Annotated in this window: 10 protein-coding genes; 7 read left to right on the top strand and 3 right to left on the bottom strand. The window is 72.5% G+C overall.

The features are described 5' to 3' along the window. Positions 1–219: 219 nt before the first annotated feature. On the bottom strand, positions 220–1,407 hold the full coding sequence (locus tag ABD332_RS05760; protein ID WP_344500231.1) for an ROK family transcriptional regulator: 1,188 nt from the start codon (positions 1,405–1,407) through the stop codon (positions 220–222). A gap of 139 nt (positions 1,408–1,546) precedes the next feature. On the opposite strand from ABD332_RS05760, the gene ABD332_RS05755 reads away from it, so the two are divergent. Continuing rightward, positions 1,547–2,410 (top strand): LacI family DNA-binding transcriptional regulator, encoded by an 864-nt coding sequence (locus ABD332_RS05755; RefSeq protein WP_344500229.1) that lies wholly within the window; start codon positions 1,547–1,549, stop codon positions 2,408–2,410. Between the two features lie 124 nt (positions 2,411–2,534). Here the strand turns inward: ABD332_RS05755 and ABD332_RS05750 are convergent, their stop codons facing one another. Further along, positions 2,535–3,443, bottom strand: coding sequence for an alpha/beta fold hydrolase (locus ABD332_RS05750; protein ID WP_344500227.1), 909 nt, complete (start codon positions 3,441–3,443; stop codon positions 2,535–2,537). Positions 3,444–3,811: 368 nt separating this feature from the next. Here ABD332_RS05750 and ABD332_RS05745 point away from each other — a divergent pair, with 368 nt between their 5' ends. The 5 genes from ABD332_RS05745 to ABD332_RS05725 all read left to right on the top strand — a co-directional run bounded on the left by ABD332_RS05745 (position 3,812) and on the right by ABD332_RS05725 (position 11,379). Next, a complete protein-coding gene (locus ABD332_RS05745) occupies positions 3,812–5,095 on the top strand; it encodes an ABC transporter substrate-binding protein (protein ID WP_344500225.1) in 1,284 nt (427 codons plus the stop codon). 100 nt (positions 5,096–5,195) lie between these two features. Then, the gene (locus tag ABD332_RS05740; RefSeq protein WP_344500223.1) at positions 5,196–6,149 is read left to right on the top strand and encodes a carbohydrate ABC transporter permease; all 954 of its coding nucleotides are present in this window, start codon (positions 5,196–5,198) and stop codon (positions 6,147–6,149) included. Continuing rightward, positions 6,146–6,982, top strand: coding sequence for a carbohydrate ABC transporter permease (locus ABD332_RS05735; RefSeq protein WP_344500221.1), 837 nt, complete (start codon positions 6,146–6,148; stop codon positions 6,980–6,982). Before ABD332_RS05740 ends, ABD332_RS05735 begins: the two co-directional genes overlap by 4 nt. Continuing rightward, positions 6,979–9,516 (top strand): glycoside hydrolase family 2 protein, encoded by a 2,538-nt coding sequence (locus tag ABD332_RS05730; RefSeq protein ID WP_344500219.1) that lies wholly within the window; start codon positions 6,979–6,981, stop codon positions 9,514–9,516. Before ABD332_RS05735 ends, ABD332_RS05730 begins: the two co-directional genes overlap by 4 nt. Before the next feature lie 210 nt (positions 9,517–9,726). Further along, positions 9,727–11,379 carry a glycoside hydrolase family 71/99-like protein gene (locus ABD332_RS05725; protein WP_344500217.1) on the top strand — a complete coding sequence of 551 codons (1,653 nt, stop codon included), beginning with the start codon at positions 9,727–9,729 and terminating at the stop codon, positions 11,377–11,379. 28 nt (positions 11,380–11,407) lie between these two features. Here ABD332_RS05725 and ABD332_RS05720 read toward each other — a convergent pair whose 3' ends face one another. After that, a complete protein-coding gene (locus ABD332_RS05720) occupies positions 11,408–12,607 on the bottom strand; it encodes a hypothetical protein (RefSeq protein WP_344500215.1) in 1,200 nt (399 codons plus the stop codon). Positions 12,608–12,872: 265 nt separating this feature from the next. Here ABD332_RS05720 and ABD332_RS05715 point away from each other — a divergent pair, with 265 nt between their 5' ends. Continuing rightward, a complete protein-coding gene (locus ABD332_RS05715) occupies positions 12,873–14,252 on the top strand; it encodes a cytochrome P450 (RefSeq protein WP_344500213.1) in 1,380 nt (459 codons plus the stop codon). Positions 14,253–14,257: the final 5 nt, after the last annotated feature.

The following is a 14,257-nucleotide window of genomic DNA, read 5'->3' as shown; positions in this document are numbered from 1 at the left end:
GCAGGGCGCGTGGCGGTGCCGCCTGGCGAGGACTCAGGCGGTTGGCGGTTGCGAACGGGCGCCCGGCCGTGGCGGATGCGGCCGGGCAGCGAGGCGTCTCGGGCCGCCGATGACCCAGAGTGCCCTACTAAGTTAGATTAATAATCTATGCGTGCTGAAGCGGGACGTCAACCTGGCGGTCGTTGATCCGTGCACGGTACCCGGGCCCGGCGGGCGGCGCTAGACCCGAGCTGCGAGCTCGGGGCCGTGGCCGGGCGCGACCGAACCCTGCAGGACCAGGGCCGCGCCGCCGATCGCGGCGGAGTCGCGCGGGTTGCTCGACAGGTCGACCCGCACGTTGTGCACGTCGCGGGCGAAGGCCCGCTCCGCCAGCCGACGGCGGATCTCGGTGACGTAGATCGAACCGGCTACGGCGAAGCCGGGCCCGGCGAGCACGAGCGTGTCGATGTCCCACATGTTCGCCAGCAGCACGGCGCCCTCGGCGAGCATCGCCGCGGACTCGTCCAGCAGCGCGCGCGCCTGCTCGTCGCCGTAGATGGCGGCGCGGGCGAGCACGTCGAAGGCCCGCGCGTCGTCATCCTCCGTGCGGATGCGCAGGCGGCGGGTCAGCCCCCGGACGGCGCGGGCCCGGGCGACGAGCACGCGCGGCGCGGCGTACTGCTCCAGGCATCCGCGGCTGCCGCAGTGGCACGGCTCACCGTCGCGGACGATCGGGACGTGGCCGAGCTTGCCCGCGTTGGAGCTCGCGCCGCGGTGCAGGGCGCCGTCCAGCACCACGCCGGAGCCGATGCCGGAGTTCATGTACAGGCAGCCGAAGGTGCGCTCCCGCGAGACCTGCCGCCCCCAGAACTCCCCGACGGTGGCCGCCGCGGCGTCGCTGTCGACGAGGACCGGCACGCCGAGCCGGCCGGTGAGGGCGTGGGTGAGGTCGAGCCCGGCTCCTCGCGTCACCGAGCCCTCCCGGCCCGGCAGCGCGAGGAACCGGCCCCGCGTCACGTCGACCGGGCCCGGCCCGACGACGGCCATCCCGGCCACGCTCTGCGGCGGCAGGCCCAGACCGTGGGTGACCTCGTGGTACAGGGTGGCGAGCCGGGCCGCGACGCTCTCGGGCCGGCCGTCCGCGGGGGCGGCGACGAGCTGCCGGCCGACGGTGCCGCCGCGGGTGTCGGTCACCACGCACGTCAGCGTGTCCGCGCCGACGTGGATGCCCACCCCGTAGGCGGCGCGCGAGTTGATGACCAGCATGGCGCGCGGCTTGCCGCGGGTCGCGACGGTGTCGCCGGTCTCCCGCACGACGCCGTCGTCGATGAGTCGGCGCACGATGTTGGAGATGGTGGGCTGGGTCAGGCCGGTCGCGTTGACCAGCTCGACCCGGCTGATCGGCCCGGAGGAGCGGATCAGGTCCACGATGAGCGCACGGCTACCGGGGCCCGCGGCCGCAGACTCCCGTCGCGCCACGCTGAACCGCCTCTCGTCTCGCCGTACGCTGTCGCACGACTACATTACGGGGACGAGGCTAGACCACTGCGTCGGCGAGGAGGAGCGCATGCCCGCGGTACCCACCGCATCCGCGTCCGGGCCGCGGCTGGACACGCCGGTCGGCCTCGCCCTCGTGCGCGACGCGGAGGTGCTGGGCGCCGAGCCGTTCTTCCACGAGTTCATCGCCGGCATCGAGCGGGTGCTGGTCCTGCAGGGCGTGCCGGTGCTGCTGCAGGTCGTGGCCACGGTGCCGCAGGCGGTGGAGCGGATGCGGGCCTGGGCCCGGTACGGGCAGGTGCAGGGCGTCATCCTGATCGACCTGCTGCCCGGTGACGAGCGGGTGGCGCTGGTCAAGGGGCTGGGGCTGCCGTGCGTCGTCATCGGCGACCCGGTCACGGCCGACGGGCTGCCGACGGTGTGGACGCAGGACGAGGTGGCCATGCGCGACGTCGTCGGCGAGCTGGTCGCGGCCGGCCACACGCACCTCGGCCACGTCGGCGGCCCGGCGCAGATGGCGCACACGATCATCCGGCGCCGCACGTTCGAGACCGTCGCGGCTGAGCACAGCGTCCGCACGACGTCGTTCGACGGCGACTACTCCGAGGCGGCGGGCGTCCGCGCCGTCACCGCCCTCGCGGCGCTCGACGAGCGGCCGACCGCGCTGGTCTTCGACAACGACGTCATGGCGCTCGGCGCCCTGCACGAGGCGGCCCGCCTCGGCCTGGCGGTGCCGGCCGAGCTGTCCCTCGTCGCGTGGGACGACTCGGCGCTGTGCCAGCTGGCGGTGCCGTCGCTGAGCGCGGTCAGTCACGACGTGCAGGAGCTGGGTGAGCTCGTCGGATCAGTCCTGGCCGACGCCCTGTCGGGGGCGCCGCCGCGCACCGTCACCGTGGCACCGGCGCGCCTGACCGTCCGCCAGTCCAGCCGCTGACCTGCCACCGCGCCGCCCGTACTGGCTCTCACCGCACCGCCCGTACCCACTCCGGCCCACTCGGGGCCATGGCCGGGCATGGGTGGATCATGCCCGGCTGCGGCCCGGAGTGGGCGACCTGAGATCAGGTTGTGTGGCGGATGATCGAGTCGGCGATCCGCTCGGTGAGGCCCGGCGAGAAGAACGGGTGGTGGCCCATGCCCGGCACGATCTCCAGGCGCGCCGCCGGCATCTGTGCCGCGAGCGCTTCGCCGTGAGCCTGGGGCAACAGCGGGTCATCGCTGCCGTGCAGGACCAGGGCCGGTGCGGTGATGGCCGACAAGGAGGCCCGCCGGTCGTCGTCCCAGCGCCGTCCGGCGAGATCGTGATTCGAGGCGGCAGCGATGTTGCCGGCCCGGGCATGGCAGTGTTCGACGAACCGGCGCGCGGCAGGCTCATCGAAGGGCAGGACATCGCCGTTGAGCACCCGCCAGGTCTGCACGTCGGCGTCCATGCGTTGCTGCGGTGTCGTTCGGGGCGCCTTCACCGAGGCCATCAGGTGGTCGAGGAACCGTGCGGTCGGGGGCGGCAGCTCGCCGGCCGTAGCCGGTCGGCCCGCCACGGCTCGGGCCCACGCAGGTCCGGGGTTGTTGCCCATCGGAGACGACGCCATCGTGGTCAGCGTGTAGACCCGGGCCGCCTGGTGCACGGCAAGCCATTGTCCGATCGCCGCGCCCAGCGATGTTCCGACGATGTGCGCGGCCGGGACGCCGTAATCGTCCAGGACGGCGGCCGTGTCAGCTGCCATGTCGGCGAGCGCGTACGGATGCGTTGCGAAGTCGACGGAATCGGACCGGCCGGTGTCGCGGTGATCGAACCGGATCACCTGCCGGCCGCTGTTCACGAGCGCTTCCACCAGCTCTTCGGGCCAGCCGATGCCCTGCGTCGAGGTGCCCATGACCAGGAGAACGGTGGGATCGGCAGGGCTGCCAAAACGCTGAGTCCACAGCCGTAGCTGCCGGGAGCGAACGAACTTCTCGTCACCAGTAAGCATGCCGGGCACCGTAGCGGTCACCCAACTCACCAGAACCAACTACCGGTTGTAGTCGAGATTTACGTTCATGAGATAATGAACTTGCGGGCGAGGCCACTGAGACGCCTCCTGCGCCGTCGATCTCCTCGGCCGACTGCGCCGCATCATGACCATCGGTCACCACCCCTGCCGCCGGCTGCTCCGCCACGTTCGATCTCGCGTCGCAAGTTCATAGATTAAAAATCTTTGTTATTGACTTCGCTCGGGACGTCGGCGACGCTGTGTCGAGCACAGCCCGGGACACCCCTTCCCACGCGGCGAGCAGCGCCGGTCGTCACGTCGACGCGCTGCCGCCTTCCCCTGCCCAGAGACGCGTAAAGGAAGCCCTTATGGACCACCGCACCAGGCCGCGGGCCGTGCGCGCCGTGGCCGCACTCGTCGCCCTCGCCCTCACCCCTGCCCTCGCGGCCTGCGGCGACGACGCCGCCGCCCCGGACTCCATCGACGTCGTCACCCGCTGGTCGGCCGGCAACTCCGCCGCCGCCGCACAGAACCGCGTGTTCCAGGCGTTCACCGCCGAGACCGGCATCAAGGTGAACGTCACCGAAGGCCTCGAAACCATCGACGACCAGGTCGAGAACGCGGTGGCCGCGGGCAAGTCGCCCGACGTGGTCATCGTCAATCTGTTCGACAAGACGCTCGGCTGGCTCGACGCCGGCGTCACCGTGCCGGTCGACCAGTACGTCAAGGACTGGGGTCTCGCCGACAAGATCAAGCCCGCGGCGCTGGACGAGTGGCGCGCCGGCGGGAAGCTGCAGGGGCTGCCGTTCTCCGGGTTCAGCTGGCCGCTGTGGTACAACACCGAGCTGCTGAAGCAGGCCGGCGTCGACAAGATCCCGGCCACCACGGACGAGCTCATCGCCGCGGCCGCGAAGCTGCGCGCCAAGGGTGTCGCACCGCTCGCCGTCGGCGGCAACGACTGGACCGGCCAGAAGTTCTTCTACCAGGTCGCGCAGTCCTACACCGACGCCGCGACGATGCAGAAGGTCATGCAGCAGGGCGGCTACTGCGCGACGCCATCGGTCCTGGACGGCATCAAGCTGTTCACGCAGCTGCGCGACGCCGGCGTGTTCGTCGACAACGCCGCCGGGCTCATCGCCGACGGCATGTACGCGGCGTACTACTCCGGCAAGGCCGCGATCATGCCGGCCGGCTCGTGGGCCTACACCGAGTCGACGGCCGCCGGCACCGGCATCGACAAGCGCACGACCCTCGGCGGGTTCCCGGTGCCCAGCGGCGCCACGTTCAAGAAGCCGACGGCGTACCGCGGCTTCACCGGTGTCGGGTTCATGATCACGAAGCGGGGCGCTGAGCCCGGCCGGATCGACAACCTGCGCAAGTTCATCACCAGGTTCTACGCCGACGCGTCCGTGGGCGACTTCGTCAAGGACTCCGGCATCCTGCCCCCGACCACCGGCGACTTCGCCGCCTACGCCACCAACCCGCTGCTGACGCAGTCGCTGGGCCTGGACGCCACGGTGGACTACGCGGTGCTGCCCGACGTCTGGATCGGCTCCGCGTCCGACCGCATCATCCAGGTCCTGACCGGCGCCTACGGCAAGTCGACGCCGCAGCAGATCTGCGCCGGACTCGACACGGCCACCAAGGGCTGACCCCGGAAACCGGCCTGACACGGCCACCAAGGGCTGACCCCCGCAAGCCGGGCGGGGACGGCGCGCACCGCCGCCCCCGCCCGCAGCGACGAAGGAACGCATGATGTCATCCACCAGCACCCTGGTCCGCACCCGCGCGCGGCCACCGGCCGCCCCGACCGGCCGGCGACGCGGCGGCGGCCTGCACTCGCCCCGCATCCTCTGGCTGACGGTCCCGTCCCTGCTCTGGTTCGCCGTCTTCGCCGTGGGCCCGCTCGCCGCGATGTTCGTCATCGCGACGCTGCGGTGGAAGGGACTGCTGTACGAGCCCACCTACGCCGGCACGGAGAACATCGGCAAGGTCCTCGCCGACCCGGCGTTCTACGCCGCGGTGCGCAACAGCGCCGTCCAGGTCGCCGTCGTGATCCCGCTGATGATCCCGCTGTCGTTCATGCTCGGCTACCACCTCAACACCAAACCGCGCGGCTACCGGGTGCTCTCGGTGCTGTACTTCTCCCCCGGCCTCATCTCCATCTCCGTCACCGGCATGGTCTTCTACGGCGTGCTGTCCCCCGACGGCGGCGTCAACGGCCTGCTGCGCGGCGTGGGTCTGGACACGTGGGCCACCGCGTGGCTCGCCGACCCCGACACCGCCCTGGCCAGCCTCATCGTCATCGACCTGTGGCGCGGCATCGGCTGGACGGCCGTGCTGTTCGCCGCCCGGCTGGCGAGCCTGCCGGCCGACGTCCTGGAGGCCGCGCGCATCGACGGCGCGGGACGGTTCCGCACGATGTGGCAGATCGCGTTCCCGATGGTCAAGGACTACGTCCGCACGCTCACGATGCTGCAGTACCTCTGGACGCTGTTCACCTCCGCCGCCCTGATCCTCCTGCTCACCAAGGGCGGGCCGGGCACCTCCTCCACCACCCTGTCGTACCTGGTCTACGCGAAGGCGTTCGCGCAGCGGGACCTCGGCTACAGCCAGGTGGTCGGGGTCGTGCTCCTGCTCCTCGGCATCGCCGGGATGGCCCTGATCCACGTCCTGCTGCGCAGCCCACGGGAGAACCCTCGATGAACCCCCGCACGACCCGGCGCACCGCGGGCCGCACCGCGACCGTGCTGTCCTGGCTGTACGCGCTGCTGCTCGCCGCGCCGCTGTACTACCTCGCGGTGAGCGCACTGAAGACGAACGTCGAGATCTTCACGCGGCCGTTCGCGTTGCCGTCGCGGTGGCTGTGGGGGAACTTCGCCACCGCCTGGCGCACCGCCGGCCTCGGGCAGGCGCTGTTCAACTCGCTGCTCATCTCGGTCGTCGCGATCGCGCTGACCCTGACGCTGGTGGTGCCCGCGGCGTACGCCCTGGCCCGCCAGGACAACAGGCTCTCCCGGTGGATCACCGGCGCGTTCTCCGCGGGCTTCCTCATCCCGCCGTTCGCCGCCCTGATCCCCACCGTCATCCTGGCGATCAAGCTGGGGCTGTTCTACACCCGAGAGTTCCAGATGCTGTTCCTGCCGGCCAGCGCCCTGCCGCTGTCGGTGCTGCTGCTGACCCAGTTCATGCGGACCGTGCCGCCGGCCCTCGTGGAGTCCGCCGCGCTCGACGGCGCCGGTCACCGGCGGCTGCTGACCAGCGTGTTCATCCCCATCGCCATGCCGGGCATCGTCAGCGTCACGATCCTGCAGCTGCTCACGTTCTGGAACGAATACCTGTTCTCGCTCACCGTCACCGGCACCGCCCCGAACGTACGGACGGTCCAGGTGGCACTGCCCACCCTCATCTCCGACGCCACCAACGTCGGGGTGCTCACCGCGGGCACCGTGCTCACCCTGCTGCCGGTCTACATCACCTACGCACTCGCCAGCCGTCGCATGCAGGAAGCACTCACCGCAGGGGCGGTAAAGGGATGACACTCACCACGCAAGCGACGACCGCCGCTGCCAGCCGGCTCGACCTCGGGGGCACCTGGGAGCTGGCCTGGGAAAGCGGGCCCGCCACCGTCCCGGAGTCCGTGCAGGCGGCGCGGATCGCCGCGCAGGTGCCCGGTGAGGTGCACACCGCGCTGCTCGCGGCCGGGCTCCTGGACGACCCCGACATCGGCTGGGGCGAGCTCGCGCAGGAGTGGGTCGGGCGCTCCCGCTGGACGTACCGCCGCCGCATCCAGTGGGCACCGGTGCCGGGCGCCCGCACCGACCTCGTCGCCGACGGCCTGGACACGATCGCCGAGGTCTACGTCAACGGCCGGCACGTCGGCGCGGCCCGCGACCAGCACCTGACCTACCGGTGGGCCGTCGACGACGTGCTGCGGCCCGGCGACAACCTCCTCGAGGTGCGCTTCGCCTCCGCGTGGGACGCCGCGCTCGCGCACGAACGCGCGCACGGGCCGCTGCCCAGCCCGTACGACGAGCCGTACGCGCACGTGCGCAAGGCTGCGGCGAACTTCGGCTGGGACTGGGGTCCGCACCACGTCACCGCCGGCATCTGGCGCGGCATCCGCCTGGAGACGTACACCGGCCGGATCGAGCACGTCAGGCCGCTCGTGACGCTGGAGCCGGCCCATGACACCGCGCACGTCACCGCGCACGTCCGTTGTGACGCGCCGGAAGGTGCGCTGGTGCGGGTCGAGCTGACGGATCCTGCCGGACGCCCCGCCGGAGCCGCGACCGGCACCTTGACCGGGGACGAGGTGGCGCTCACCGTGCCCGTCGAGGACCCCGAGCTGTGGTGGCCGATCGGGCTCGGCGCGCAGCCGCTGTACGGCGTGCAGGTGCGGCTCGAACACGCCGGCACCGTGCTGGACACCGCGGCCACCCGCGTCGGCCTGCGCACCGTGACCGTCGACGAGTCCCCGGACGCGCTCGGCACCCGCTGGGCGATCGTCGTCAACGGCCACCGGGTCCGCGTCCGCGGGTACAACTGGATCCCCGACGACACGTTCGCCGGACGCGCCACGCCGCAGCGCGTGACCGCCCGCATCGAGCAGGCCGTCGCCGGCAACGCCAACCTCCTGCGGGTCTGGGGCGGCGGCCACTTCGCGACCGACGAGTTCCTGGACGCCTGCGACGAACGTGGCCTGCTCGTCTGGCACGACTTCCTGTTCGCGTGCGCCGCCTACTGCGAGGACGACGACATGCTCGGCCTCGTCACCGCCGAAGCCGAGCAGGCCGTCGCCCGCATGTCGGCGCACCCCAGTCTCGTGCTGTGGTGCGGCGGCAACGAGAACGTCGTCGGCTGGCACCACTGGGGCTGGGCCGACCAGCTCGGCACCCGCGGCTGGGGCGCCGCCTACTACCTCGACGTGCTGCCCCGGGTCCTCGCCCGCCTCGACCCGACCCGGCCGTACCTGCCGAACTCCCCGTGGTCGGGCACGGTCGACCGCGACCCGGCCGCCGACACGCACGGCCCGAGCCACCTGTGGCACCCGTGGAACGAGGCCGACTACGCGCACTACCGCGACCACGACCCGGCGTTCGTCGCGGAGATGGGCTGGTGCGGGCCGGCCGCCTGGAGCACCCTCGAACGCGTCGTGGACGGCCAGACACTCGGGCCCGGCTCGACGCTGACCCGCCACCACCTGCGCGCGATCGACGGCATGCACAAGCTCACCCGCGGTCTCCAGCCGCACGTGCCGACGCCCGCCGACGGCGCCGACTGGCACTTCGCGACCCAGGTCGTGCAGGCCCGCGCCGTCGCCACCGGGGTCGAGTGGCTGCGGTCCCGCGACCGCTGCGGCGGCGTCGTCGTGTGGCAGCTCAACGACTGCTGGCCGGCCATCAGCTGGTCCGCAGTCGACCACGCGGGCATCGAGAAGCCGCTGTGGCACGCGCTGCGCCGCTCGTTCGCGCCGCGGCTGGCCACCGTCCAGCCCGTGCATCCGGGGCCGACGCACGACCCGACCGGCGACGCGGGGCTCCTGCTCGCGCTCGTCAACGACACCGGCACCGCCTGGCACGCCGACGTCCTCATCCGGCGGATCGGGCTGGACGGCACGGAACACGCCCGCGCCCGGCTGCGGGCCGGTTGTCCCGCCGGTGGGCTCGTCCGCCTGCCCGTCGACGCCGGCGTCGGCCGTCCCGCGTACCCGCACGCCGAGCTGCTCGTCGTGGACGCCGACGGCGTACGGACCACGTGGAGCTACCGGCCCGAGCGGGAGCTGACCGCGCCCCGCCCCGAGCACCGCGCCGACGTGCGCGTCGTGGACGGCGCGCTGCACGTCACGGTCACCGCCGTGACGCTGCTGCGGGACGTGTGCGTGTTCGCCGACCGGCTCGCCGGGCCGCTCGGCGTCGAGGCGCACGAGCTGGTCGTCGACGACGCCCTGGTCACCCTCCTGCCGGGCGAGCGCCACACGTTCCGTGTCGCCCGCCGCGACGGCGGCGCCGTCGCGTTCGGTGGGCGGCTGCCCGACCTCGTGGTGCGGTCGTTCGGTGAGGTCGCCCGCTGACACCACCGATGTCTGCACGGTTTACGTTTGCCTTTGGTGCGGTTCAAAACTGTCTTGGGCAGCCATTCATCCGATGTACACATTGACAGCTCGCCATGCTCTTGACACAGTCGTCAACGGCGGTGATCCCTCCCCTCCCTCACGGGAGGTCCCGTCCCAGCAGGTGCGTCGGCGCGCTCCTCCCCGCGTTCCCTCTGGAAGGAACCTCCCATGAGCCTGTCCCGCCGCCAGGTCCTGTCCACCGGGCTGGCCGTCGCCGGTCTCGGCGCGACCGCCTACGTCGCCGGCACCGCCGACGCGGCCAGCGCCCCCGGCGACGTCGTCGGCAAGATCTCCGTCGGCTACCAGGGCTGGTTCGCCTGCCGCGGCGACGGGTCACCGATCAACGCCTGGTGGCACTACAGCGCGAACAACAGCCAGCCGCCGTCGCCGAGCAACACCACCCTCGTGTCGTGGCCCGACATGCGCGAGTACACGAAGACGTACGCCACGGCGTACGCGAACCTCGGCAACGGGCAGCCCGCCACGCTGTTCTCGTCCTACGACCAGCAGACGGTCGACACCCACTTCAAGTGGATGCGCGACTACGGCTGCGACACGGCCGCGTTGCAGCGCTTCAACCCGTTCGGTGGCGAAGGACCCATCCGCGACGCCATGACCGTCAAGGTCCGCAGCGCCGCCGAGGCCTACGGCCGCAAGTTCTACATCATGTACGACGTCACCAGCTGGACCGACATGCAGTCGCAGATCAAGACCGACTGGACGACGAAGATGTCGGCGTACACGGCGTCACCGGCGTACGCGCGGCAGAACGGCAAGCCGGTCGTGTGCATCTGGGGCTTCGGCTTCAACGACTCGGGCCGCCCGTTCGCGCCGGGCCCGTGCCTGGACGTCGTCAACTGGTTCAAGGCCCAGGGCTGCTACGTCATCGGCGGCGTGCCGACCTGGTGGCGCACCGGCGTCAACGACTCCCGCCCCGGCTTCCTCGACGTGTACCACGCCTTCAACATGATCTCGCCGTGGATGGTCGGCCGCACCGGCGACATCGCCGGGCTCGACTCGTACTACAACAACGTCAACGTCGGCGACCAGGCCGACTGCAACGCCCGGGGCATCGACTACCAGCCCTGCGTCATGCCCGGCGACCTGTCCGCCGGCGCCCGCGCCCACGGCGACTTCTACTGGCACCACATCTACAACATGACCCGGCTCGGCGCGCAGGGCCTGTACGTGTCGATGTTCGACGAGTTCAACGAGGGCAACCAGATCGCCAAGACGGCGGAGAACGCCTCGATGCAGCCGACGAACTTCGGCCGCCCCGCGCTGGACGCCGACGGGGTGGCCTGCTCCTCCGACTACTACCTGCGCATCACCGCCGACGGCGGCCGGATGTTCAAGCGGCAGACGCCGCTGACCGCCACCCGCCCCACCCAGCCGATCGCCGGCGGCCCGTCGACGCCCCCGCCGTCGACCGCGGTCGCGCTGCGCTCCCGGGCGAACAACCGGTACGTCTCCGCGCAGAACAACGGCGCCGCGCCCCTGCTCGCCGCCGCCACCGCCGTCGGCGCCGCGGAGCGGTTCGAGCTCGTCGACCTCGGCGGCGGGAACGTCGCGCTGCGTGCCCAGGTCAACGGCAGGCTCGTCTGCGCCGAGAACGCGGGTGCCGCGGCGCTGATCGCGAACCGTACTGCGGCCGGCCCGTGGGAGACGTTCCGGCTGATCCGCAACAGCAACGGCACGGTGAGCCTGCTCGCGACGGTGAACAACCGCTATGTCTGCGCGGAGAACGCGGGCGCCGCGGCGCTGATCGCCAACCGCACCGCGATCGGCGCCTGGGAGCAGTTCGACCAGGTGCCCGCGTAACGGGCCCCGTCATGCGGCCGGTGCCCGGCTACAGGGCCCCGGCCGCGGGCTTCGGGGCGGGACGGCAGAGGTGCGGTGGCACGCCCGTCCTGGCCAGGGACGCGTCGAGCAGCGCGGTCCACTGTGGACGCCACCGCTCGGTGCGGGCGGCCGTCTCCTCGCGGAGCAGCGGCAGGCCTGCGGTGGGGTGCGGTGCCCGCCACCAGCCGGGGGCGTGGTCGTAGGCCCGTTGCACCGTCGCGTCGGGTCCGGTGACGTCGACGCGCAGGTAGAGCCAGCGCCCCGAGGCGGGGTCGGCGTCGGCCTCGTGGAGCGCCGTCACGAGGTCGGTGAGCGCGCCGGTGACCTGCTGGCCGGACTCGGCGCTGAACGCCGTGCGGTGCCGCGGGCCCCACTGCACGGTCAGGACGGCGGTGCCCTCGGCGCGCAGGTGTGCCGCGAGGTCCCGCAGCGCGCCGCCGTCGGCGGTCGCCGGCCGTGGCTGCTCCGGCGCGTCGCGCATGACCCGCTCGACGAGGGCGGCCTGCTGGTCGGGGCCGCTGAACGGCACCGTGCGCCCGGCCGGTTCGCCGTCGCCGGCGGGGTGTTCGGGCCAGCTGCTGCCCGGTGTCAGCCCGGCCCGGGTCGCCGCCGCGAGGGCGGCGGCCGGGTCGATCGCCGGTTCGCGCGCCGATGTGCGGGCCTGCTCCACCGCGGCGAACAGGGCCAGGTCGGCGGTGCGGTCCCGGGCCGCGTCGCGCAGGCGGTCCAGCAGCCGCTGCCGGTCGGCGGCGTCGTCGGTGAGGTCCTCGACCGCCTCGGCGAGCGCCGTGGCCGCCTCCTCGAGCAGGATCCGGCAGCCGTCCTCGCGCAGGTCCGCCGGGTACCGGGCCCGGCTCCACGCGGTGCCGTCCCACCAGTACACGAAGCCGACCACCTCGCCCGCGAGCAACGCCTGGAGGAAGGACCACGGCAGCCACGCCGGACCGCCCGCGAGCAGGTCGACGGGCTCCCGGCACATCTCGATCTCACTGTTGTCCAGGTCGAGCCCGAAGAGCACCGCCCGGCCGCCGGCCACGGGCAGCAGCGCCCACCAGCCGTTGCCGACGTCGCGCATCCGCAGCCCGTCGGCGGTGACGGCGTAGCCCGGCATGATGCTGGGCGCCCGGCCGGCGGCCAGGGCGGACAGCAGGGCCGGCTCGGCCCACAGGTCGTGCGGCGGCGGCAGGTCCGGCACGCGCACTGTCATCGTCGATCCCCCGTCTGGTCCGGTGCGTGACCGCCGCGAGTGTACGGCGCCCGGCCAGACGCTCAGGACCGCGCGGCGGGGTCGTTCTGCCACAAACGACATCGTCGATCTTCGCACCCGTATGCGGGCAGTCCGGGCAGGTGGGAGCGGCCGATGTGGAAACGCTCTCACCTTTCACCATTCCCTTACCGATCGTGATCACGTAGCTTCGTGAGGTGGCATCGGTGGAAAATGATGGATGCCCGGGCACAAAGGGGCGAATGACTTGCAGGCGAGCACCCCTCAACAGCGGCTGGCACCGCACCATGAGCTGCCACGGGACGCGGCCACCGTCGCCGCCTACCGCACACCGGTCAGGTTCGCCCGCGACCCGCTCGCCGAGCTCGAGGCGATCTCCGGCCGGGCCGCAGGCGCGGTCGTGCGGCTCAACCTCGGCTTCCTGCGGCCCTACCTGATCACCCGGCCCGACGACGTGCAGCACGTCCTGAGCGGCCACGCCGACCGGTACGTGCGCGAAGGCATGATGTGGCAGCCGGTGCGCCGGCTGACCGGCAACGGCATCTCCGGCGACGGCCCGCAGTGGAAGGCCAGCCGCGAGGTGCTGCGCCCGATGTTCGCCGCCCGGCACGTCGCCGCGCTGACCGACCTGCTCGCCGTGACCGTCAACGAGGCCGTCGACGCCCTCGACGAGCACGCGAAGACCGGCCGGCCGTTCGACGTGGCCGAGGCGATGACCCGCGTCGCCGACCTCGCGCTGGGCAGGGCCTTCTTCGGCGGCGGCATCGCGGCGGCCGACGGTGACCGGCTCGGTCAGGCCGTCGCCACCGCGTTCACCTCCCTGACCGCCCGGATACTGCTGCCGTTCGCGCCGCGGTGGCTGCCGCTGCCCGGCGACCGCGCGTTCCGGCGGGCGGTGCGCACCGTCGACGAGGTCATGTACCCGCTGGTCGCGCAGCGGCGCCGGCAACCCGACGCCGACGACGTCGTGGCGCTGCTCTGCCAGACCCGCGACGGCGACGGGCAGCCGCTGGACGACCGGCGCATCCGTGACGACGTCGTCGGCATGTACGTCGCCGGCACCGAGACGACCGCGATGGCCCTCACCTGGCTGTGGGTGGCGCTGGACGCCAACCCCGCCGTCGCGGAGCGGCTGCGGGCCGAGGTCGAGGACGTGGTCGGCGACGAGCGCCCGGGTGCCGCGCACCTGCCACGGCTGCGGTACACCCGCATGGTCGTGCAGGAGGTGCTGCGGCTGTACCCGTCCGGCTGGTTCCTGCCGCGCACCGCACTGGCCTCCGACGTGGTCGGCGGGGTGCGGATCCCGGCCGGCAGCACCGTGGTGATGAGCCCGTACCTGACCCATCGCATGCCGTCGCTGTGGGAGCGGCCGGACGTGTTCGACCCCGAACGGTTCGGGCCCGAGCGGACCGGCCGGCACCGGTTCGCGTACCTGCCGTTCGCGGGCGGCCCGCACCAGTGCCTCGGCAGCCAGCTGTTCATGGTCGAGGCACAGCTGGTGGTGGCGGCGATGCTCAGCCGGTTCCGGCCGCGGCTGCGCGACGACGGACCGGTCCATCCGAGGGCCGCGGTGACCCTGCGGCCCAGCCGGCGGCTGGCGATGACGATCACCCGGCGGGAGCGGTGAGCGGC

The sequence above is a fragment of the Dactylosporangium maewongense genome (assembly GCF_039531485.1).
Taxonomy (GTDB): Bacteria; Actinomycetota; Actinomycetes; order Mycobacteriales; family Micromonosporaceae; genus Dactylosporangium; species Dactylosporangium maewongense.
This window is presented reverse-complemented; position numbering and strand designations above follow the sequence as displayed.